Origin of the sequence: Pseudomonas sp. R3-57 (assembly GCF_051132065.1) — a bacterium.
Taxonomy (GTDB): domain Bacteria; phylum Pseudomonadota; class Gammaproteobacteria; order Pseudomonadales; family Pseudomonadaceae; genus Aquipseudomonas.
Window position 1 is genome coordinate 2,970,739 of the sequence record NZ_CP071655.1, and the last position, 21,709, is coordinate 2,992,447.

Annotated in this window: 16 protein-coding genes and 1 pseudogene; 12 read left to right on the forward strand and 5 right to left on the reverse strand. The window is 59.7% G+C overall.

The genetic code is table 11. From position 1 onward, the window contains the following. Positions 1-212 precede the first annotated feature (212 nt). Positions 213-548 carry a hypothetical protein gene (locus J3P93_RS13460; RefSeq protein ID WP_434598138.1) on the forward strand — a complete coding sequence of 112 codons (336 nt, stop codon included), beginning with the start codon at positions 213-215 and terminating at the stop codon, positions 546-548. A 46-nt stretch (positions 549-594) separates the two neighbouring features. Here the strand turns inward: J3P93_RS13460 and J3P93_RS13465 are convergent, their stop codons facing one another. Beyond that, the gene (locus J3P93_RS13465) at positions 595-1,593 is read right to left on the reverse strand and encodes a LacI family DNA-binding transcriptional regulator (RefSeq protein WP_434598140.1); all 999 of its coding nucleotides are present in this window, start codon (positions 1,591-1,593) and stop codon (positions 595-597) included. Between the two features lie 185 nt (positions 1,594-1,778). Here J3P93_RS13465 and J3P93_RS13470 point away from each other — a divergent pair, with 185 nt between their 5' ends. The 3 genes and pseudogenes from J3P93_RS13470 (at position 1,779) to J3P93_RS13480 (ending at position 5,322) form a co-directional block, all read left to right on the forward strand. Then, entirely contained in the window at positions 1,779-2,945 is a 1,167-nt protein-coding gene (locus J3P93_RS13470) for a Gfo/Idh/MocA family protein (RefSeq protein ID WP_434598142.1), read from the forward strand. Next, complete coding sequence (locus J3P93_RS13475) at positions 2,942-4,045, forward strand: sugar phosphate isomerase/epimerase family protein (RefSeq protein ID WP_434598144.1); 1,104 nt, start codon at positions 2,942-2,944, stop codon at positions 4,043-4,045. Before J3P93_RS13470 ends, J3P93_RS13475 begins: the two co-directional genes overlap by 4 nt. A 42-nt stretch (positions 4,046-4,087) precedes the next feature. Continuing rightward, positions 4,088-5,322 (forward strand): annotated as a pseudogene (locus J3P93_RS13480) (MFS transporter). A gap of 34 nt (positions 5,323-5,356) precedes the next feature. Here J3P93_RS13480 and J3P93_RS13485 read toward each other — a convergent pair. Continuing rightward, entirely contained in the window at positions 5,357-6,325 is a 969-nt protein-coding gene (locus tag J3P93_RS13485; protein ID WP_434598146.1) for a cupin domain-containing protein, read from the reverse strand. A gap of 102 nt (positions 6,326-6,427) precedes the next feature. On the opposite strand from J3P93_RS13485, the gene J3P93_RS13490 reads away from it, so the two are divergent. Further along, positions 6,428-7,678, forward strand: a complete 1,251-nt coding sequence (locus tag J3P93_RS13490; RefSeq protein ID WP_434598148.1) for an MFS transporter — start codon at positions 6,428-6,430, stop codon at positions 7,676-7,678. A gap of 113 nt (positions 7,679-7,791) precedes the next feature. Here the strand turns inward: J3P93_RS13490 and J3P93_RS13495 are convergent, their stop codons facing one another. After that, the gene (locus tag J3P93_RS13495; RefSeq protein WP_239007503.1) at positions 7,792-8,706 is read right to left on the reverse strand and encodes a LysR family transcriptional regulator; all 915 of its coding nucleotides are present in this window, start codon (positions 8,704-8,706) and stop codon (positions 7,792-7,794) included. Between the two features lie 270 nt (positions 8,707-8,976). Between J3P93_RS13495 and J3P93_RS13500 the strand changes: the two genes are divergently transcribed. The 4 genes from J3P93_RS13500 (at position 8,977) to pgm (ending at position 15,220) form a co-directional block, all read left to right on the forward strand. Beyond that, positions 8,977-9,999 (forward strand): zinc-dependent alcohol dehydrogenase family protein, encoded by a 1,023-nt coding sequence (locus J3P93_RS13500; RefSeq protein ID WP_434598150.1) that lies wholly within the window; start codon positions 8,977-8,979, stop codon positions 9,997-9,999. Between the two features lie 552 nt (positions 10,000-10,551). Further along, positions 10,552-12,018 carry a hypothetical protein gene (locus J3P93_RS13505; RefSeq protein WP_434598153.1) on the forward strand — a complete coding sequence of 489 codons (1,467 nt, stop codon included), beginning with the start codon at positions 10,552-10,554 and terminating at the stop codon, positions 12,016-12,018. 49 nt (positions 12,019-12,067) lie between these two features. After that, complete coding sequence (locus J3P93_RS13510) at positions 12,068-13,468, forward strand: PLP-dependent aminotransferase family protein (RefSeq protein WP_434598368.1); 1,401 nt, start codon at positions 12,068-12,070, stop codon at positions 13,466-13,468. 105 nt (positions 13,469-13,573) lie between these two features. Next, positions 13,574-15,220: a phosphoglucomutase (alpha-D-glucose-1,6-bisphosphate-dependent) gene (pgm, locus tag J3P93_RS13515; protein WP_434598155.1), complete on the forward strand. Its 1,647-nt coding sequence runs from the start codon at positions 13,574-13,576 to the stop codon at positions 15,218-15,220. Between the two features lie 179 nt (positions 15,221-15,399). Here pgm and J3P93_RS13520 read toward each other — a convergent pair whose 3' ends face one another. Further along, the gene (locus J3P93_RS13520; protein ID WP_434598157.1) at positions 15,400-16,095 is read right to left on the reverse strand and encodes a pirin family protein; all 696 of its coding nucleotides are present in this window, start codon (positions 16,093-16,095) and stop codon (positions 15,400-15,402) included. A gap of 255 nt (positions 16,096-16,350) precedes the next feature. Between J3P93_RS13520 and J3P93_RS13525 the strand changes: the two genes are divergently transcribed. Beyond that, positions 16,351-18,825, forward strand: a complete 2,475-nt coding sequence (locus tag J3P93_RS13525; protein WP_434598159.1) for a UvrD-helicase domain-containing protein — start codon at positions 16,351-16,353, stop codon at positions 18,823-18,825. Positions 18,826-18,875: 50 nt separating this feature from the next. Here the strand turns inward: J3P93_RS13525 and J3P93_RS13530 are convergent, their stop codons facing one another. Beyond that, positions 18,876-19,148: a DUF1652 domain-containing protein gene (locus J3P93_RS13530; protein ID WP_203418104.1), complete on the reverse strand. Its 273-nt coding sequence runs from the start codon at positions 19,146-19,148 to the stop codon at positions 18,876-18,878. A gap of 262 nt (positions 19,149-19,410) precedes the next feature. Here J3P93_RS13530 and J3P93_RS13535 point away from each other — a divergent pair, with 262 nt between their 5' ends. Continuing rightward, complete coding sequence (locus J3P93_RS13535) at positions 19,411-20,226, forward strand: helix-turn-helix domain-containing protein (protein ID WP_434598162.1); 816 nt, start codon at positions 19,411-19,413, stop codon at positions 20,224-20,226. 52 nt (positions 20,227-20,278) lie between these two features. Further along, the gene (locus J3P93_RS13540; RefSeq protein ID WP_434598165.1) at positions 20,279-21,685 is read left to right on the forward strand and encodes an NAD(P)/FAD-dependent oxidoreductase; all 1,407 of its coding nucleotides are present in this window, start codon (positions 20,279-20,281) and stop codon (positions 21,683-21,685) included. The last annotated feature ends 24 nt before the right edge of the window (positions 21,686-21,709 follow it).

Here is a 21,709-nt window from a genome sequence, read left to right on the forward strand (position 1 = left end):
ACATCCCAGCGATTTAAATGACTCAGGGGCTTCGTTTCAAAGGCCTCGGCGGCATTCGCACTTTATTTGTGTAAGTGCTGAATACCCGCGCGTGTTCTCTTTTCGGCTGCCGAAAAATATGCTTCGGCTACATAGGGCTCACGCATGACTTGCGGACTTTCTACAAGTCACGCTGTAAATGAACGTGTGAAGGTAGCCAGTGAGGTGCTGAAATGAATGAGTCACCAGAGAAGCGGCAGACGAGTGAAAGTTACAATCAAATCAGAGTGCACTTTCATGTGTGCCCGTCTCAAACCTGCATTGAAGTACAAGGCGCGCTTGATCGCCTCGCGACGCTGCCGGGTTGCGTCGACTATGTTTTAAGGCATACACAGTCAAATAGATTTCAATGGATCATCACCGGTGTATGGAGCCATGCGGAAAACCGCAATCGTCATTATTGCAGCGAGCAGATTCAGGTTCTTTTCAAGTGTCTGCTGCTGCAGCGCGCCTCGCTGATCTGCTGCAGCGAGGGGCAGAAATTGCATCCCGAAGACCTGGACGTCTGAGCGCAATGTTGCATGCCGGCGTGTGAGCGGTTTCCTCGATAGGTATTTATCGTGCTGAAGGCGCAGCCGAACTTTCACGTATCGTCAGTTCAAAAGGCAGAATCACATGCTGCTCGGGATTGATCTTTTTCTCGATCAGGTTGATCAACATCTCGACGGCCGTGCGGCCAAAACCTTCGGCGGGTTGGGCGATGGTGGTCAGGGGCGGATCGCAGTAGTGCGCCAACGGAATATCATCGAAGCCCACCACCGAGATATGTTCGGGCACCCGCAGGCCGGCTTCCTTGATGCGCTTGAGTGCACCGATGGCCATCTCGTCGTTTTCACAAAACAGCGCGGTAGGGCGATCGCTTAGCGTCAGCAGGGTGGCGGCGCCGTCGTAGCCGGCGCGCAAGCTGAAATCGCCGTGGCAGATGATCGCCGGGTCGCTGGGGATGCCTGCCTTGTCCAGCGCCGCCTGATAACCGGCGACTCGCGCTTGGGTCAGGGGGCTGTGTTGAGGGCCTTTGATCAGGCCAATCCGCCGATGGCCCAGACCGATCAAGTGTTCAGTCATGGCCTTGGCAGCTGCGTGATTGTCGAGGCTGATGGTGGGATGGCGTCCGCCCTGGATGACTTCACAGGCGTTGACCATCGGGGGCGGCTGATTGCTGTCGACCGGGAAGGGATCGTAGGCGCGCAACTGAATCACGCCATCGGCCTGATGCGCGTAGACCAGTTCGGCAAATTCACGCTCGATTTCTTCGCGCCCCTGGGTATCGCACAACAGCAATCGGTAACCGGCGGCCTGGGCCGCCGATTGTGCGCCGCTGATCACCCGGGCGAAAAACGTATTGGCAATTTTCGGCACCAGAATCACCAGGTTGCCGGTGCGTCGTGAGCGGAACTGCACGGCCATCAGGTTGGGGCGATAACCGGCTTGCTCGACGGCGGCATTGACGATGTCTCGGGTGGCCTGGCGCACGCGCTCGGGCGATTTCAGGGTACGCGATACGGTGGCGACCGAAACGCCAGCGAGCCGGGCGACTTCACGGATATTGGACAAAACCACCTCATGTTTGAACTGTACGTCGGGCGAGCTTACAGCAGCTCTGCCTGCGCTTGAATCCTTGTGAGCGTGGATGATCGATTTGACAGCTCTCGCCCCAGCGCCTAAATTTCTGCTCAGATGTAACCGGTTACATTCCCCTGCAAACAGCTTTCAGCCGCGCCAGACAGAGAAGGTCAGCGATGAACACAGTGATACCTAAAATAAGAATGGGCTTTGTCGGTGGCGGAGAGGGCTCGTTTATCGCCCAAGCGCACCATCAGGCCGCGGGCCTCGATGGCCGCTTTGAGCTGGTGTGCGGAGCGTTCAGTCGCGACGCGCAGAACAACCTGCGAACCGGCAACCGCTTGGGCCTGCCTCAGTCGCGTTGTTACAGCACATGGCAATTGATGCTGGAAGCCGAGCGTGCACTCCCCGCTGAAGAGCGCATGGAGTTGCTGGTGATCGTGACGCCCAATCATCTGCACGCGCCGGTGGCCAGCGAAGCACTGGCTGCAGGTTTTCATGTGTTCAGCGAGAAACCCGCCGCATTGAGCCTGGCTGAACTGCAGGAGCTCAAAGCTCGATTGAACAGCAGCACCGGACTGTACGGCCTGGCGCATACCTATCTGGGTTACCCGATGGTCTGGCAAGCGCGGGACATGGTGCGCAGCGGCGTCATCGGAGACGTGCGCAAGGTGCTGGTGGAGTATCCCCAGGGCTGGCTCAGCCAGGATGTGGCCGGGCAGGGCAACAAGCAGGCCGAGTGGCGCGGTCAGCCGGCGCTGTCCGGTGCGGGCGGTTGCATCGCCGATATTGGCACCCACGCGTTTTCCCTGGCGGAGTTTGTCGCTGATCAAGCCATCACCCACCTGTGTGCCAACCTCGGCGTGCACGTCGAGGGCCGTCAGTTGGATGACGACGCCGCCATGCTGTTCAAGATGGCGCAGGGCGCCAGCGGGATGCTGATTGCCAGTCAGGTCTGCGCGGGCGAAGAAAACCCGCTAAGCATTCGGGTCTACGGCGACAAGGGCGGCCTCGAATGGCGTCAGGAACAGCCCGCCAGCCTGATTCATCGCTCACTCGAGCAACCGATGCGCATCCTGCGTTCCGGTACCGGGCAGCCGTGGTTGTGCGAGGCCGCGACCCGGCACATGCGCTTGCCCGCCGGACATCCCGAAGGTTATCTGGAAGCGATGGCCAATCTGTACGGCGACTTTGCCACGGCCATACGCACAGGTGGCGTAAACCATGCCGCACCTGGCGTGCCGGGGATCGAAGTCGGCCTGCGCGGCATGGCGTTTATCGAGGCGGCCATTGCCAGCCACCACAGCGATGCCAAATGGACCCCTCTGGAGTGCAACGTATGAAACCGCCAGCCTCCGCTGTGAGCGCAACTGCCGCTGTCTCTCAAGGCCTGCGCGGCCCGGGGATCTTCCTGGCGCAGTTCATGGGTGATGAAGCGCCGTTCGACACCCTGGCCAATATCGCGCAATGGGCGGCGTCCCAAGGCTACAGCGCCATTCAACTGCCGACGCTGGGCACACGCTTCATCGATCTGCAACGCGCGGCTGAAAGCCAGAGCTATTGCGATGAGTTGAAAGCCGTGTGCGAACGCGCCGGCGTGGAAATCAGTGAACTGTCGACACACCTGCAAGGGCAATTGGTGGCGGTTCATCCGGCGTTCGATGCGCTGTTCGATGACTTCGCGCCGGCGCATTTGCGCGGCCAGCCTCAGGCGCGCACCGAGTGGGCGATCGAGCAATTGAAACTGGCGGCGCGGGCCAGCCAGCGTCTGGGCCTGACCGCACACGCAACGTTTTCCGGGGCTCTGCTCTGGCCCTACATGTACCCTTGGCCGCAGCGCCCCAGCGGTCTGGTCGAGCAAGGGTTTGCCGAACTGGCCAAGCGCTGGCTGCCGATCCTCGACTGTTTTGACGAAGCCGGTGTCGACTTGTGCTACGAAATTCACCCCGGTGAAGATCTGCACGACGGCGCCTCCTTCGAGCGTTTCCTTGAAGCCGTCGATCATCATCCTCGCGCCGCGATCCTCTACGACCCCAGCCACTTGTTGCTGCAACAGATGGACTACCTGGGCTTTATCGACCGTTATCACTCACGTATCCGCATGTTCCACGTCAAGGACGCGGAATTCCGTCCGGATGCGCGCTCCGGTGTCTATGGCGGTTATCAGGGCTGGGTCGAGCGTCCCGGAAGATTCCGTTCACTGGGTGACGGGCAGATCGACTTCAAATCGATTTTCAGCAAGCTGACCCAATACGGATTCAGCGGCTGGGCCGTGCTGGAGTGGGAATGCTGCCTGAAAGATTCTGCGCAAGGTGCTGCCGAGGGCGCTGCATTTATCCGCGAGCACATGATCACTAGAAGCGAAAAGGCCTTTGACGATTTCGCCAGCGTGGCCAGCGACGCGGCTTCCAACAGGCGTTTGCTCGGCTTGCCCGACGCCTGAGATTCATCCGCTTTTCCCAATAAAAACAAAACGGTGACTGTGATGATCTGGATGACCGCGCGCCTGAGCGCCATGATGTTTTTGCAGTTCTTTATCTGGGGTGGCTGGTTTGTCACCCTGGGCACTTTTCTTTCCAGCCAACTGGGCGCCAGCGGCAGTCAGATCGGCATGGCGTTTCGACCCAATCCTGGGGCGCGATCATTGCCCCGTTCGTGATCGGGCTGATCGCCGACCGTTTCTTCAATGCCGAACGCATTCTGGCGGTGTTGCATCTGCTGGGGGCGGTGTTGCTTTATCAGCTTTACCGAGCGGCGGATTTTGCCGCGTTCTATCCCTATGTACTGGCCTACATGATGATCTACATGCCGACGCTGGCATTGGTCAACTCGGTGGCCTTCCGGCAGATGCGCGACCCCGCGCTGGAGTTCTCGCGCATTCGGGTGTGGGGCACGGTGGGCTGGATTGTCGCCGGAGTGGTGATCAGTTTTGTGTTCGCCTGGGATTCGAAAGCCGCCATTGCCTCAGGCGGCCTGCGCAACACCTTCCTGATGGCGGCGCTGGCCTCTCTGCTGCTGGGCGTCTACAGCTTCACGCTGCCGAGTACTGCACCGCTGAAAACCGAGAACACCCGCACCGGGGTCAAACAGCTCCTCGGCCTCGACGCCCTGGGCCTGCTGAAAGACCGCAGCTATCTGGTGTTTTTCATTGCCTCGATCATGATCTGCATCCCGCTGGCGTTCTATTACCAGAATGCCAACCCGTTTCTGGCGGACATCGGCATGACCAATCCCACGGCGAAGATGGCCATCGGGCAGGTGTCCGAAGTGCTGTTCATGCTCCTGCTGCCGCTGTTCATTCACCGCTTCGGCATCAAGATCGCCTTACTGATGGGCATGCTGGCGTGGGCCTTGCGCTACGTGTTGTTCGCCTACGGCAACAACGCCGACCTGGCCTTCATGCTGTTCACCGGTATCGCCTTGCACGGCATCTGCTACGACTTTTTCTTCGTGTCCGGGCAGATCTACACCGATGCCAAAACCCCTGAACGCTTCAGAAGTTCGGCCCAAGGCCTGATTACCCTGGCGACTTACGGCGTGGGCATGCTGATCGGTTTCTGGGTCGCGGGGCATGTCTCTGACTACTACGCCACACCTGAGGGGCATCAGTGGCAGCGCATCTGGTTGTTTCCGGCGTTCTTTTCGCTGGGCGTGGTGTTGGTGTTTATGTTTGCTTTTCGAGATGCGCGCAAGTCCGGGATGGCGCCTGCCAAGGCTTGAGCGGGCAGCTGCGCCTGTTCGCGCTGGCCATCGACTAGCTGCGTTCGGCTTGCCTGACCTTGCGACTCAATCCAGGCGTCTTGCCTGTGATGCGTTTGAATGCACGACTGAACGCGGCCTGGGAGGTATAGCCCAAACGCTGCGCTACCTCTTCAATCGGTAGCCTCTCGAGGGTCAGCCATTGGCTTGCAAGGCGCATTCGCAATTCGGTGACATAGCGCAGCGGGGCCATGCCAATGGTCGTCTGAAAGCGGTCCGCGAAGGCCGAGCGTGAGGTATTGCAGTGCTCTGCCAACTGCGCAACCGTCCAGTCGCGGCCCGGATGTTGATGGAGCGCAAGCAGTGCACCGGCCAAGCGGGGGTCGCGCAACGCGGCGACCAGGCCAGAAGCATTCCCGCAGGCGCACTCGACCCAGCCGCGAACGACCATGGCAGCCACCACGTCGGCCAAACGCGCGAGGATACCGGCGTAGCCAACGCGTGCGGCGCTGACCTCGCGTTCCATGGTGGTCAGGATCGGCATCAGTCCGGGGTAGCGCTGGCCGCCGGCATCAATCAGCATCAAGCCCGGCATCAGCCTGCCAAGGCCATGGATACTGCCCAGTTCAAACTCCATACAAGCACTGAACAAAATAGTGCTCGGAACCGGGCTGGCATCGGTTCCGGTGTCCACCGCACTGACGGCGTCCCCCAAGGGCGCACCGTCCAGATGATCGATGTCCTGGACAGGCGCGTCCTGATGGGAAAACAGTTGATGGGCGACGCCATGGGAGATGAACACGGCGTTGCCGGCAGACAGCGCATAGGTGCTGCCGTCCTCCATTCGCAGTACCGCATTGCCGACCGCCATGAAGTGGAACCAGGCGTGCCCAGGTTTTTCCGCAAAGCCCAAACCGAAGGTAGAACCCGCCTGGATACGCCGGTAGTCAACGCCACGCAGGCGCATGCCGCGCAGCAGCTCGTTGATGAGGTCCGAGGAAAGGGCAAACTGATCGGCAGGCATCGTTCAGGTGTTTTGGTCAAAAAGTCGAGACTAAGGATCATAGATCATCCGATTTTCAGCGCCTAGACTGCGGCTCGAAATGAAGATTGGGAGATCCGAGCAATGACTGACTGTGTAGCTAACACCGTGTCCGACCGCCATTGCGGCGTCAGCGCCGACGCAGAGCCTGCGGCACCTGCGTGGATGGCTGTCTTCTCGTTGGCAATGGGGGTGTTCGGCTTACTGACCGCTGAGTACCTTCCGGCCAGTTTGTTGACGTTGATGGCGACCGAGCTGGGCGTGTCCGAAGCGCTGGCTGGCCAGGCGGTAACGGTGACAGCCGTGGTGGCGCTGTTCGCTGGCTTGTTGGTGCCAGGCCTGACCCGCGGCATCGACCGACGTTGGGTGTTGTTGGGTTTTTCCGTGTTGATGGTCGCGTCCAATCTGTTGGTCGCGGTTTCCTCCAGCTTCGCGGTGCTGTTAGTGATGCGCATCTTGCTGGGCATTGCGCTTGGCGGGTTCTGGAGCATGGCGGCGGCGGTAGCGATGCGCTTGATGCCGAGTGCCTTGTTGCCGCGCGCGCTGTCGATCATTTTCAGCGGCATCGCCATCGGCACAGTGGTGGCAGTGCCGCTGGGCAGCTATCTGGGCGGGCTGTATGGCTGGCGCAGCGCGTTCTTCGCAGCGGCGGCGGTTGGCATGGTGACCCTGGCTTTCCAGTCGTTCACGCTGCCGAAACTAGCGCCTCGGCGGCCAGCCAGACTTCGCACCGTTTTCGAGGTGTTGCTGCGCCCAGGCATTGCCATGGGCATGTTCGGTTGTGTGCTGGTGCACAGCGGGCACTTCGCGATGTTTACCTATGTTCGGCCATTCCTTGAAGGGACGACCGGCATCGGTGCGCAAGGGCTGTCCCTGATGCTGCTGGGGTTCGGTGTGGCGAACTTCGTCGGCACGCTGTTGGCCGGCCGGCTGCTGGAGCGCTACCCGCTGGCCACGCTGGTGCTGATGCCCGCGCTGGTCGGCGTTGCAGCATTGGCGTTGGTGTTGTTGCCGGCCTCGGTACCGGGGCAGGCGGTGTTGCTGGCGGTCTGGGGCATGGCCTTTGGTGGTGTGCCGGTGGCGTGGTCGAACTGGGTCGCCAGCGCGGTGCCGGACCAGGCGGAAAGCGCCGGAGGCATGGTGGTGGCCTCTGTACAGTCAGCCATCGCCACGGGGGCCGCCGCGGGTGGGGCGATGTTCAGCCTCGGTGGCAGCGCAGGCGTGTTCATAGCGGCAGCCGTGCTGATGCTGCTGGCCGCGTTGCTGATTGCCCTGCGTGTCCGCGTTCCCTCGGCCCATGGCGTTCGCCAGTCCAAACCTGCGCTGCACCTTTGATCCGGTTCCTCCGACCGCCTCGATTCGCCTCAAATCGTTGCGCACAGCAGGTATCGGTAATGCGCTGGAATGGTTTGAAAAAATGGTCAGCTGAACGGGCTGTCCGGCGACGCTTAAAGACTGTCCGGATCCCCAAAAAACATCTGAATCCGCGACCTCAACCAGCGCTCACCCGGGTCATTATCCTGCGACCCGCGCCAGGCCATGTGCAGTTCAAACGTACGCGTCGGCAACGGCGGGTCTTCGGCGCGCAGTCCACCGGCGGCTGTCAGCGCGTCAGCCGTGTAATCCGGCACGGTCGCGACGATGTCAGTGCCGGCCAGCAGCGTCCCCAGCCCGTTGAATTGCGGCACGGCCAGCACCACGTGGCGCTTGCGGTCGAGTTTTTCCAGTTCTTCGTCGACGAAGCCACTGAGGTCGCCGGCAAACGACACCAGTGCATGCGGGCGGGCGCAGTAATCGTCCAGGCTCAGCGGGCCGGGTACGGTGTCGGCGCGCAGCAGTTTGGGGGCGCTGCGGCGCAGGACTTTGCGTTTGGCATTGGCGGGCAGGTCGGTGGTGTAGCTGACGCCGATCGAGATTTCGCCGGAGGCGAGCAGGCCCGGCATCAGGATGTAGTTGACTCGACGCACCACCAGCACGATGCCCGGTGCTTCTGCGCGCAGGCGTTTGAGCAGCATCGGCAGCAGGGCGAATTCGACGTCATCGGACAAACCGATCCGAAACACCGACGTGCTGGTCGCGGGATCGAAATCGGCGGCACGGCTGACGGCGGTCGAAATCGAATCGAGGGCCGGCGAGAGCAGGGCGAAGATTTCCACCGCGCGGGCAGAGGGTTCCATGCTGCGCCCGGTGCGCACAAACAGCGGGTCGTCGAACAGGCTGCGCAGGCGCGACAGCGCCGCACTGATTGCCGGTTGTCCGAGAAAGAGCTTTTCTGCCGCCCGGGTCACACTGCGTTCGTGCATCAATGTTTCGAATACGATCAACAGGTTCAGGTCGACACGACGCAGGTCATTACGATTCATCTGGAGTCCTGGCAGAGTCATCAAGCTTGACGAGAGCGGCCATATGAGAACAATGGCCGGCATGAATCTTACGGGGAAAGGCTGGTACTCTGCACCGGAAAATTCAGCTTTTACCAGACGGCGGCAGCGCTTTTTTTCTGGATTTTGCCAATGCCGCTTCTGTTGCGGAATCAATGACAGGCATGTCGACTATTAATAGCCACTGATGGTCTTGGGTCGAAAGCCCAGATAGAGTTCATGGCATTAGAGGTTACTTTGACGAGGTTTGCGATGTCCCGCACGATCCGTTTTCACAAGTTTGGTCCGGCCGAGGTGCTCAAATGCGAAGAGCATGCGGCCGCTCAGCCAGGTCCTGGCGAAGTGCAGGTGCGTGTCGAAGCCATCGGCATCAGCTGGTATGACACCCTCTGGCGTCAGAACCTGGCGTCGTCCCAGGCCCGCCTGCCTTCGGGCCTTGGCCATGAAATGGCCGGTGTGGTCACCGCAGTCGGTGCCGACGTCGAGGACCTGTCCGTGGGCGACAAGGTCGCCAGTTTCCCGGCTGAAAGCCCCAACGACTATCCGGTTTACGGCGAGTCGATCGTGCTGCCGCGTACTGCCTTGACCCGTTATCCAGATGTGCTCAGCCCGATCGAAGCCAGCGTGCATTACACGCCACTGTTGATCGCCTACTTTGCCTACGCCGATCTGGCGCGGGTCAAGCCGGGGCAATTCGCCTTGGTCACCGACGCCAGCCATTGCGCCGGCCCGTCGTTTGTCCAGTTGGGCAAGGCGCTGGGTGTGCGGGTGATTGCCGCGACCAAGGAAGCCGAGGAGCGCGAGTATCTGCTGTCTCTGGGCGCAGAAAAGGTGATCGTCACCGAAGAGGAAGATCTGTTGATGCGAATCAACAAGATCACCGACAACCGCGGTGTCGACGTTGTGTTCGACGGCCTCGGTGGCCCGCAGATGTCGTTGCTCGGCGATGTGCTGGCCCCGCGCGGCAGCCTGGTGCTGTATGGCTTGCAGGGCGGTAACCAGACGCCGTTCCCGGCCTGCGCAGCGTTTCAGAAGAACATTCAGTTCTTCGTCCACTGCATCGGCAATTTCACCGGCAAGCCCGAGCTGGGGATCGTGCAGGATCACGTCGCCCTGCAACGAGCCTTGCGTGACATCAATCAGTTGACCGCTGACCGCGTACTGTTGCCACTTAAAACCCGTGTATTCGCGTTCAACGAGTTCGTCGAAGCACATCGCTACATGGACGAATGCCCGTGCCGCGAACGAGTTGCCCTGCAAGTCGAACCGGCGTAAGCCTTGCCCCTCGGAGTCCGTGGTCCCACGGACTCCTCTGCGTTTACTCTCCCTTTGCGACTACCACGCTTGTTGAGGCGCCGTCCGCGTGCCTGTTGAACAACTGAACTGGTTTTTGCTCTCGATCTGTATCTTCTAATCGCCCTATAAGCCCTGATAATTGAATGATTACTTTCATCTCAAGGAATGAGCCATGGCTGTGCATTCTATTTGTCCTGCGCGATATCTAGCGGTTGAATTTGTTGATAGCGGCAACTTCTGTTTAATTGCTGTAAGACGATTCGGAAACCACTTCTCTTTTTCTTGTACTCACTTGCCGTCGGACCCCGTAGGAAATTTCCTAGGACGAACGGTGAATGAGGGAAGCCCCGTAATTACGGGGCTTTGAGGCCAAAAAAAGGCAGTCCTTGGGGTTCTGCCAGCTCAAGTGTTTCAAATAACTTCAAAGTTGTAAGTGTTAGCATTTGAGCGTCTATTACTTATTGATGAATTGTCGTGCCACGGATATCTCCGTGAACGCGGCATGAACTTTTCGATTCCGGGTAAATACCGATGAGCACGATCCATGATCAAGCAATGAACTATGTCTACCAGCAAGTATTGCAACGCTTGCTGAGTTTTTTCTCCCGTGCCGAACGCACGGCCCTGCAGTTGCTGATTCAGCGGCTGGCGGTGGCCGCGGGTGGCATGGAACACATCGGTCAATTCAAGGTCCTGGTGAACCAGTCCGGGTCGCGCGACAGCTGTTACACCCTGGCGTTGCTGCGCGCTGCTCAGTTGAGCATTGCGAGCCGTGCGCCGGCGACGTTTCAGCTGCGGGTAGCCAATCTGCGCTGGAACGGCAACAGCCAGACGTCCCTGCAGAACATGCATCGCAGCTACAGTGCCTTGTTCCTGTATGACGATCCACGGGTCGAGCTGGTGATGGTGGACCATCGGGAAGTCGTGCCGTTTGATCATCAGACGCCGATCAGTGATGCCGGTCGCGAAGCCAATCGCCTCAATTTGCTGCTGCTCGGGCATCGACGCAATTGGGATGAGCCGCTGCATTTGTGGGATGACGCCTACCTCGCCACTGCCGAGTTCTATGGCCAGATAGCACGCTGGAATCATGGCGTTGATGCCATGATCGGGAGCGAATCAACGCGCCGTCAGCAGCATTTTCTCGACGGGCTGGACCGGGCGGTGCAAAAGGCTGGCATCGCCGGGCCACAGGTGAGCAATGTGGGCTTCGACAGACTCTTCCCTTTGCTCGATGCGCTGGGTGGCGATTATTACCGGGAGTTCTACCCAGAGGAGGAGCGGGTGGCCTGGCATCCGCAAGGCCAGTTTGAAGCCTGTCGGCGCACCAGTTTCATTCATATCAACGACATGATTGTCGGCAAGCTCGAGGAGCGCTGGCCATTGCTCAGTGATTTCCTTGGTTTCCAGGCGGACGACATGACGCTCTATCAGCCCGACGATGAACACGCAGAGCCTGTGGTGGCTGCGCATCTGCGAGGTTTGCAGGCGCAATTCATCGAAGGTCGGACCTACGACGCGGGCGTCAGTGATTATCTGGCGAGCAGCTTGCTGACAATGCGGCAAAAACAGGTCCCTGAATCCGTTTGCGAGCAACTGCTGGCAAGTTTCGGCAATTTGCGCGAGCTCGAACAACTGAGCGTACAGGCGGAAGGTGCGTTGCTGGCCAGTTTCGACTTGAACCAGATCCAGCTGACATGCCTGCTGTTTGCCCCGTTCATCGATGGCGGCGCGGGTCTTGAGCGGTTCCTGCGCCATTGTCACCCCGGCATGCTGGTGGCGATCCCGGAGCTGCACCGGGCAATGCAAGGCCTGCATGCCCCGGAACAGGTCGTGAAGTGGATGACCGACGTCAGCGGGCTGCCGCTCCGGTTGATCGTGCGTCTCTATGCGATGGGGCCGTTTCGCCTGGCCGCTGCAGATCAGGCCACCGCGCCGAGCCTGGACGACCAGGGCGCCACTGCACAGCCGCCTGCAGACCGCTCGGCAAAAGGCTGACCATGAGCCCTTTGTCAGGAGATGAATGGATGCCCACGGACACGGGATTGTGAAAGCGTCGAGGGATAATGACTTTGTTTATCAGGCGGTTTATCGGTATCTGACATCGTTGATAGACGAAGCCGGGAAGGGCGCAGCAGTGCGCCTGCCCTCGCTGCGACAACTGGCAGACCGGCTCAGCGTATCGATCTCGACAGTGCAGTACGCTTATTCGCTGCTGGAAAAGGAAGGGCGGGTCTACTCGATCGCCAAGTCCGGGTATTACGCTCAGCCGCTACACGACATGGATTCGCTGGAGAGCTGCCATGATTTGCTGGAAACGGTGTACGTCAACGCCAGACGCCCGGGCATGTGCGTGCTGAGCGCTGACGACCCGGCTTCACTGCAGCCATTGGACAGTCCATTACTGATGCTCGAGCGCGAATTGCTGCGCCAGTATCCACGCCAGCCGTCTTCGCTGATCCAACCGTGCGGCGAGCGGGAGCTGCGCACGGTGTTGGCCGCGCGCTACACCACCTCGACGGCCAATTACTGGCGCGCAGACGACGTCTATATCGGCGCAGATTTGCGTGGGGTACTGGAAATACTGATTGCGGTGCTGGAGTTGCGTGGCGCCACCGTCGTGGTCGAATCGCCATGTGACTGGGTGATCCTGCGTCTGTTGCAAGCAGCCCAGGTGCGGGTCATCGAATTACCTCTGCTGGGCGAAGGTCAGGTGGATCCGCAACGGCTCGAGTCGCTGTTAACGCACGAATCGGTCCGTTTGATGCTGGTGTCTTCGGCATTGAACATGCCACGCGGCAGCCTGCGTCCGCTGAGTAACCAGCAGGCCATTGCGCATTTATTGGCATTGCATGGCACCTGGGTGCTGGAAAACGATTGCTACAGCGAACTGCACGACGGCGAGGGCGCACAGCCCTTGCGTGACTGGCTTGACCCTGAACGGTTGCTGGTGTTTTCAACCTTCGAGAAGTTCATTGGCGCTGAGGCACCGTTCGGTTATCTGTTGTCGCGGCATTGGCGCCATGAGTTGCAGCGGCACTTTCTGTTGCGTGCATTCCGCTTGTCACCGATCCGCCAGAAAGCCATTGCCAGACTGCTGGGGGGCGGGCGACTGGACCAGCATCTGTCGGTCTTGCGAAGAATGCTCAAGGAACGCCGCACGCCGCTGATTGCGCTGTTGCGCGATCGCCTGGGCGATGCGCTGGATGTCGTCGAGCCCGAGGGCGGCGCTACCGTGTGGGTGCGGTCGTTGCGGCCGGTCAATATGGTGCAGGTTTTCCAGCGCCTGCTCAGGCAGCAGATTGTGGTGGCGCCGGGCGAGTTGTTCAGCTTGCAGGGGCTGCACGGGCAAAACCTGCGATTGAGTGCGCTGGGGCATGGTGAGCGTGATCTGGCCAGTGTGGTCGGGTTGCTCGGTGACGCCCTGCGTCTGGCCCCCGCTGACTGACGTTAAAAAACATCGGAAGAGTCCCGGATAGATCCCGTCGCGCTACGGTCAAACTGCCAGTAAACTGCGCTCTATTCCTGAATCACTCCATTTCAGAGGTTTTGCATGACACTCAGTCCTTTTGCGGGCAAACCGGCACCGGCAGAACTGTTGGTCGACATCCCGCGACTGGTAACGGCTTACTACACCGGACAGCCCGACGCGTCGATTTCCACTCAGCGCGTGGCGTTCGGTACTTCCGGACACCGGGGCAGCTCGTTCGACTTGAGTTTCAACGAGTGGCACGTTCTGGCAATCAGCCAGGCGATCTGCCTGTACCGCGAAGCGCAAGGCATTACCGGGCCACTGTTCGTCGGCATCGATACCCACGCCCTGTCGACCCCGGCCGGGGCCAGCGCGCTGGAAGTTCTGGCCGCCAACGGTGTCACGGTGATGATCGCCGAAGGTGACGAATACACCCCGACACCGGCCATTTCCCACGCCATTCTGTGCTACAACCGCGGCCGCACCTCGGGCCTGGCGGACGGCATCGTCATTACGCCGTCGCATAACCCGCCACAAAGCGGTGGTTACAAATACAACCCCACCAATGGTGGGCCAGCCGACACCCATATCACCAAGTGGATCGAGGCCAAGGCCAATGAGCTGTTGGCCAACAAGCTCGCCGGCGTGAAGCGCATCAGCTACGAGCAGGCGCTCAAGGCCAGCACCACCCATCGCCAGGACTACGTCAATACCTATGTTGCCGACCTGATCAATGTGATCGACTTCGATGCCATTCGTGACGCCAAGCTGCGTCTGGGCGTTGATCCGCTGGGCGGAGCAGGGGTGCGCTACTGGTCGGCGATTGCCGAGCATTACCGTCTGGATCTGCAAGTGGTCAATAAAGAAGTCGATGCGACGTTCCGCTTCATGACCGTCGACTGGGATGGCCAGATTCGCATGGACCCGTCGTCGAGCCATGCGATGCAAGGCCTGATTGGCCTGAAAGAGCGTTTCGACGTCGCGTTTGCCTGCGACCCGGATCACGACCGTCATGGCATCGTTACGCCTTCGAGTGGTCTGCTGGCGCCGAACAACTATCTGGCGGTTTCCATCGATTACCTGTTCCAGAACCGGCCGCAATGGCGTGCCGATGCCGCCGTGGGCAAAACCGTGGTCAGCAGCGGCTTGATCGACCGTGTCGCCCAGCGTCTGGGCCGTCGCCTGTACGAAGTGCCGGTCGGTTTCAAATGGTTTGCCGAAGGCCTGTTTGATGGTTCGCTGGGTTTCGGTGGCGAAGAAAGTGCCGGTGCGTCGTTCCTGCGCAAGGACGGTGGCGTCTGGAGCACCGACAAGGATGGTCTGATTCCGGCATTGCTCGCCGCGGAAATGACCGCGCGCACCGGGCGCGATCCGAGCCAGGCGTACAAGGCGCTGACCGATGAACTGGGCGAACCGTTCTCGGTGCGCGTCGATGCCAAGGCCAATCCAGAGCAGAAAGCGTTGCTGAGCAAGCTGTCGCCGGCGCAGGTCACCTCGACCGAACTGGCTGGCGAGAAAATCCAGAGCATTCTCAGCCATGCACCGGGCAACGATCAGGCGATCGGCGGTCTGAAGGTGATGACCGAGAACGGCTGGTTCGCCGCGCGGCCGTCGGGCACCGAAGACATTTATAAAATTTACGCCGAGAGCTTTGTCGGTGATAACCACCTCAAGCAACTGGTGGTTGAAGCGCAGGCATTGGTGGATGGGGCGATTTCCAGCCGTTGATGCTTTGAGCGATGACACAAAGCCCCCGCCATCTCACGATGGCGGGGGCTTTTTACATTCCTACTGCAACTGTGGGAGCGAGCCTGCTCGCGAATGCGGTGGATCAGCGAACGAATTCATCGCCTGACGCTACGCCATCGCGAGCAGGCTCGCTCCCACAAGGGATTTCGGTAAAGACCTCAAGCCAGATCCACCAGAACGATTTCACTGTCTTCAACCGCCGTGACGGTCAGCACTTGCTCCTGCGCCACCGCTACGCCGTCTCGAGCTTGTGCACGCAAGCCATTGACTTCAATCACTCCGGTGGCCGGAACGAGATACGCACGGCGCCCTTCATCCAGACGGTATTCCGCGGTTTCCCCGGCCTTGAGATTCGCCGCCACCAGACGCGCATCGGCGCGGATTCGCAGGCTCTGGTCGTCACCGTCCTTGCCGCTGGCCAATGTCACGAACCCTTCACGCTGGCCTTTAGGAAACGGTTTGGCACCCCAGGACGGCGGCGCGCCGGTTTCAGTCGGCAGAATCCAGATCTGGAAGATTCGTGTGTCCTGGGCTTCCAGATTGTATTCACTGTGCGCAATGCCAGTGCCAGCGCTCATCACCTGCACGTCACCCGCTTCAGTGCGGCCCTTGTTGCCAAGGTTGTCCTGGTGTGTGATCGCGCCTTCACGCACATAGGTGATGATTTCCATGTCGCGGTGCGGGTGCTGCGGAAAACCGCTGCCGGCGGCGATCACGTCGTCATTCCATACGCGCAGGTTGCCCCAGTTCATGCGTTGCGGGTCGTAATACTCGGCGAAAGAGAAATGGTGGTGGGCATCAAGCCAGCCGTGGTGGGCGGCGCCCAGCGAATCGAAAGGTCTGAGTTCAAGCATGATCGTCTCCGCAATAGGTTCGGCACAGGGCGAAACCGGTGGTTTATGACGGCGATCATCTACCCGTTAACTATCGATAAAAAGCGTAAAAAGTTCGGCATTACTATCGAATAGCTTGATGTAAAGAGGAGCTAAAACATCTCACCGGACTTTCATTTCATCGCCTAAACCGATGAGCCATAAGCATTTCGCTAGAAACGTGCGGCGAATCCAGACACCATAGCCGCCTCAGCCTCACACACTGGAGCCGTCTGCGTGGCGCAACACACCCCCGATCTCCCTCCCGAACTTCGCCCATTGGCCGAGATGCCCTGGTTCAAACGCCTGGCGGCGCGTTTCTTCGGCCATGGTCTGACCCGTTTGCGCGCGCAGCACCGTGCGTCCTGGTTGCACGGGCAGGCGGATGGCTTTCGCAGCGGGCACACCGCGGGTGTCGATTACGGCTTTAAACAAGGCAAACTCGAAGGGCTGGAGGAAGGCCGGCAGGTGTTGCTGATTCGCGACAGCCGCAACACCGAGCACCGCCCGCCCGGCGTCGACAACCATTTGTTCGACGATTGGCGACTGCCGCTGACGGCCGAACTGAAAAAACGCATGAAAGCCGATGTCGCGCGCCTGTTGCCTGCCCACGCGCAGCCAAGCGCCGCGCAATGGAAGATGATCTTCAGCGAAACGCCGTCGACCTCGGTGGTCGCCGGGGCTGGCGCGGGGAAGTCGACCACGCTGGTGCTGCGTATCCTGCTGCTCAAGCACTATCTGGGTTTCGAGCTGGACTCGATGACGGTGGTGACCTTCACCCGCGAGTCGCGCAAGGATTTCATCAACAAACTGATCGAAGTATTCGCACTCTGGGGCTTGGCAGTGAATCTGCGCCAGGCTCGCGAACTGGTGCGTACCTTTCATTCGCGCATTCTACCGATGGTGCGCAGCTTGCCGGGGTTCGAGCGTTTGCAGGCTTTCGAGAATCTCAGTGACAGAACGCAGGGCGCGGCCGAAGAGGTCGACAGCAACCCGTTTGACCTGCGCATCAATGACGCGCAACGCCAGCAGCTCAACGCCTGCTATCACCGCTTGTTTAACCAGGACGAGCGTTTCCGTCAGTTGATTCAGCCGTTGTCCCGCGCCGGTTTGCAGTTGAAGGAGCTGGAGCGCGATCACCCGGACGTACAAAAGCGTGTAGCGGTAACGGAGCTGGCCGCCCGACGTGATGAAGAACTCTGCGATGTGATCGAGGATCTGTGGTTTCGCGCCGGTGCGTGGCCGATCAAGGGCATCGAACCGAATCGGCAGACGTTCGAGATCAATGGTGCGAAATTCCATAGTCATGGCTACATCCCGAGTCTTGATGCCTGGTTAGTGCTGGGCTTCGATCAACGCGAGAACCCTCAGCTTTCCCGGCCCAACGCCAAGCTCAGCGTGCGCGCCGAATGGGCGGTAAAGCGCACCCTGTTTCAAGCTTTCTGTCGTAAGCCGTTGATCTGGCTGGATAGTTACGAGTCCTCAAGGCGCATCCTGGCAACCCTGGCCGGGGATGCCAGCGCCGGTCCGGGCTTCGAATACAAGGTCAAGGGCGAGCTGACTTCGGCGCCGTTGCTCGATTGTTTTGTCGCCGCGGCCGGGTTTATCGAGAACCTGGGGCTGGATGTGCCTGACGCAGTCGGTCGCATGAGTTTCGCCAAAGACGATCCGGACCGGTTTTTCTTCGAGGCGCTGAGCCTGTTCTGGCGCGCCTTCGAAGATCATCTGCTCGATCAGAAACCACCGGTCATGACCTACAATCGGATGTTCGCCTTGTTCAGCGAGCATTCGCCGGAAAACCTCAAGCTGTTGAGCGATGAGCTGCTTCGGCCGCTGTCGCATCTGATGATTGACGAATTTCAAGACGTTTCGCCGCAGATCGTTTCCTGGATCCGCGCAAGCCTCGCTGAAATCCGCAGTCGAGGTCCGGCCATGCACGTCGGGCGCGGGGCGCAGCGTTCGTCATTGCTGTGCGTTGGCGATGACTGGCAGTCGATCTATGGCTGGCGCGGCAGTTCGCCGAGTTACTTCATGGCGTTTGACAAGGAGTTTCCGTCGCCCAGCACGACGCGAGTGATGCTCAGCGACAATTACCGCAGCCACCAGCACATCATCGACGCCGCCGAACATATCGTCCGCGCGGCGCCGGCCATCCCGGGCAAAAAGGCCAAGGCCAGCGGTGCGCCCAAGCCGTTGCAAGCGGTCAATGTTCTCGAGCGTGACGATCAGGCACTGGCCGAGCGCTTGTCCGAGCACTATCGCCAGGGTCATTCAATCTTGATGCTTTATCGAAAAAGCAGCGATAAGACATTGATAGCCGAGCATATTCAGCCGGTACTTAATGTAGATTCGAGCTTGCCGTACGAAGCTCGGCGTCTGAAGCAACTGACTTATCACAGTGCCAAAGGCCTGCAGGCCGATGCGGTGTTCCTGCTCGGCGATTGTCAGCACCTGACCAGTTCGCCTTACAAAAATCAGGTTTACCGCATGGCCGGGCTCGGTAAAGCGGGCGACAGCGAGCCATATGACAATGCGCAGAAAGACGAAATCCTGCGCCTGGCCTATGTCGGCATCACCCGTGCGGTCAGCCATTGCTACTGGTACGTTGAACCGCAGGACGCGCAAGCGGTGAACATGCCACGGGCGTCCGATCGGGTCGCCAGCAACAAACCGTTCTTTGCTGATCAGCGTAAGGCCAGGCAAACCACCTGAGCACAAAAAAGCCCGCACACTGCGGGCTTTTTTCTTTATGGATCAACAGGCTAGGCGTAACTCCTGAGAGACTCTGGAGGAATGAAAGCTTCCAGCTCATCCTCCACAGCCTCGATGATTCGTTCCACATCTGCTGCATTCATGACCGTCGCGCAGGGAATACCGGCGATGGCAATCATGGTTTCCCCACTGGCGCGATCGAACAGACGGGCGACCATGCTGCCTGGCGCGTCCATCGTTGCTTCGAAACCCATGGGATGAAAATGCCAGCGCATTAGCTGGCATGCATTGGGGAACGTGACTTTGCTAAACCCTTTATTCATGTGTTGCCCGCCTTCTTCATCGAGCGCTTCCGTTTGCCCATGTTAGGTGGGAAGAGCCTTCATTGGCTCAACCGGTGACAGTTATTAAAAGTAGCATCCAGTTGTGAAATTCTCGTGAGAATTTTCAGTCCATTTGGCGATTGCAGCGATTTTTTTGATGTGGATCACGTCGAGGCGTGAACTCGCCAAATGGCCATCACTGATTTTTCGTTGCCGCCAATGCCAATGTTGGGCAAGCTCGGTTCTTTTTTTCGAGCCTTCTATGCACGCCGACGATGACGGCCCCGAACAGACCCAGGCCACGGCTGGCACGGTCATGCGCTATCACTTGAGCTGGAAACATCGCGACCTGGACAGCGTCATGGCGCTGTATCACCCGGACATCCAGTACAACGACTTCTTCCAGAATCGTGTGCTCGGTCTCGATGAGTTGCGCGAATACGTGCGCGTCAGCATGCCGCGAGAATCCGACGAACTGCTCGAGCATTGCGACCGCATTCGCGTCGATGGCAACACCGCGTTCATTCAATACGAAGTGACGTTGCGCGGCGGCGACGGTTTGGTGTCGTTTCGCTCGAGCGAGGCGATCACCGTCAAGGACGGGCTGATCTGGCGGGTCAATGAATATGCCTCGCTGGTGCGTACGCAGGCAGATGGCACATCCTCGTCAAGTCAGCGCCCGGCAGAGAGTCGCCTGGGACTGTCGCCGCGCCAGCTGAGTTTTATGGCTGAAGACCTGCAGCAGTACTTCGAAAAGCAGCAGCCGTACCTCGACCCTGAACTGGATTTGCAGCGGGTGGCGAAGGAGTGCGGCTACAGTCGCAACCAGATTTCCTACCTGCTGAATCAAGTGCTCGGGCAAAGCTTCTACCGCTACGTCAATCAGGCGCGCCTGCAGCATTTGCTGCGTTCGCTCGACAGCGCGGTGTCGCCGCTGCGCATCGATGAGCTGGCATTTGCCGCCGGCTTCAATTCGTTATCAGCGTTTTACAGTTGTTTCCGCCAGCACACCGGCCAGTCGCCCAAAGCCTACGTCAAACAAATTTCTTTGCGGGCACGCGCGCAAGACAGCCACTGAGCGCTGCCACTAGGATCGACGTCATCGAAGGTTTTCAGTGGTGGAGTCTGGCATGCCGGCGTGGCGCACGATCAGTTTGTGGATGGACCAGCTCGACGAGTCGCTGACCGCTCGGCCCGAGCTTGAGCGGGACCTGGATGTCGATGTGGCGATCATCGGCGCCGGCTTTACCGGGCTGTGGACCGCGTATTACCTGAAAAAACACGCACCGGGCCTCGACATTGCGATTGTCGAAGCGCAAACCGCCGGTTTCGGCGCGTCCGGGCGCAATGGCGGCTGGTTGATGGGTAATTTGCTCGGCGAGGATCGCTTGCTCGCCGGATTGTCGCCGCAGCAGCGTTGGGCGTCATTCGATCTGCTGCACAGCATTCCCGACGAGGTGGAGGTCGTTCTCGAACAGGAAGGTATCGACTGTGATTATCGCAAGGGCGGGGTGCTGTACTGCGCGGCGCGTTATCCAGAGCAGGAAGCGAACCTGCGCGACTATCTGGCAAAACTGCACACCCAAGGCCTGACCGACGACGATTATCGCTGGCTCAGCCCGGAACAACTGGCGCAGCAGCTGCGCATCGCCAAACCTTACGGGGCTATTTACGCACCTCATGTAGCAACCATTCACCCGGCGAAACTGGTGCGTGGTCTGGCGCGTACCGTGCAAGACATGGGCGTGAAAATCTACGAAAACAGCCCGGTCACGCAATGGCAGTCCGGCAGTTTGCGCACGGCCAAGGCCAGTGTGCGCAGCCGCTGGATCGTGCCGGCCGTCGAGGGCTATTCGGTCACATTGCCACCGCTGGGCCGTTATCAGTTGCCGGTGCAAAGCCTCATAGTCGCCACCGAGCCGCTGTCGCAGGCGACCTGGGACGAAATCGGCCTCAATCGCGGTCAGGCCTTCAGTGAATTCAGCCGCCAGGTCACTTACGGCCAGCGCAGCGCCGACAACCGTTTGATCTTCGGCGCACGCGGCGGCTACCAGTTCGCCGGCAAGCTGCGCCACAACTTTGATTTGAGCCGTGATGAAGTCGAACTGCGGCGCTATCTGTTCGGCGAACTGTTCCCGCAGCTGAAAAAAGTGCTGATCACCCACGCCTGGGGCGGCAATCTCGGCATGTCGCGGCACTTCAAGCCGCACATGCTGTGTGACCGTGCCAACGGTATTGCGCTGTCCGGCGGTTATGGCGGAGAGGGCGTCGGCGCCAGCAATCTCGGCGGTCGCACCCTGGCCGATCTGATTCTTGAGCGCGACAGCGAGGTTGTCCATCAGCCCTGGGTGCTGGCGGACGGCGGCATTCACGCCTTGCGCGCCTGGGAGCCGGAGCCGTGCCGCTGGCTCGGCTACAACGCGATCATCAAAAGCTTCGTCCACGAGGACCAGACCCTGGCGAATCCGGCGACCGCGCCGTGGCGGCGCAAACTCGCCAGCCGGGTCGCCGGTTTCATGGAAGGCTTCATGCATTAAGCGTCGTTCATTTCCAAAAACAGG

Coding starts and splice junctions, on each gene's coding strand:
- J3P93_RS13460 (WP_434598138.1), top strand. CDS start 213: ATGAATGAGTCACCAGAGAAGCGGCAGACGAGTGAAAGTTACAATCAA.
- J3P93_RS13470 (WP_434598142.1), top strand. CDS start 1,779: ATGAACACAGTGATACCTAAAATAAGAATGGGCTTTGTCGGTGGCGGA.
- J3P93_RS13475 (WP_434598144.1), top strand. CDS start 2,942: ATGAAACCGCCAGCCTCCGCTGTGAGCGCAACTGCCGCTGTCTCTCAA.
- J3P93_RS13485 (WP_434598146.1), bottom strand. CDS start 6,325: ATGCCTGCCGATCAGTTTGCCCTTTCCTCGGACCTCATCAACGAGCTG.
- J3P93_RS13490 (WP_434598148.1), top strand. CDS start 6,428: ATGACTGACTGTGTAGCTAACACCGTGTCCGACCGCCATTGCGGCGTC.
- J3P93_RS13495 (WP_239007503.1), bottom strand. CDS start 8,706: ATGAATCGTAATGACCTGCGTCGTGTCGACCTGAACCTGTTGATCGTA.
- J3P93_RS13500 (WP_434598150.1), top strand. CDS start 8,977: ATGTCCCGCACGATCCGTTTTCACAAGTTTGGTCCGGCCGAGGTGCTC.
- J3P93_RS13505 (WP_434598153.1), top strand. CDS start 10,552: ATGAGCACGATCCATGATCAAGCAATGAACTATGTCTACCAGCAAGTA.
- pgm (WP_434598155.1), top strand. CDS start 13,574: ATGACACTCAGTCCTTTTGCGGGCAAACCGGCACCGGCAGAACTGTTG.
- J3P93_RS13520 (WP_434598157.1), bottom strand. CDS start 16,095: ATGCTTGAACTCAGACCTTTCGATTCGCTGGGCGCCGCCCACCACGGC.
- J3P93_RS13530 (WP_203418104.1), bottom strand. CDS start 19,148: ATGAATAAAGGGTTTAGCAAAGTCACGTTCCCCAATGCATGCCAGCTA.
- J3P93_RS13535 (WP_434598162.1), top strand. CDS start 19,411: ATGCACGCCGACGATGACGGCCCCGAACAGACCCAGGCCACGGCTGGC.
- J3P93_RS13540 (WP_434598165.1), top strand. CDS start 20,279: ATGCCGGCGTGGCGCACGATCAGTTTGTGGATGGACCAGCTCGACGAG.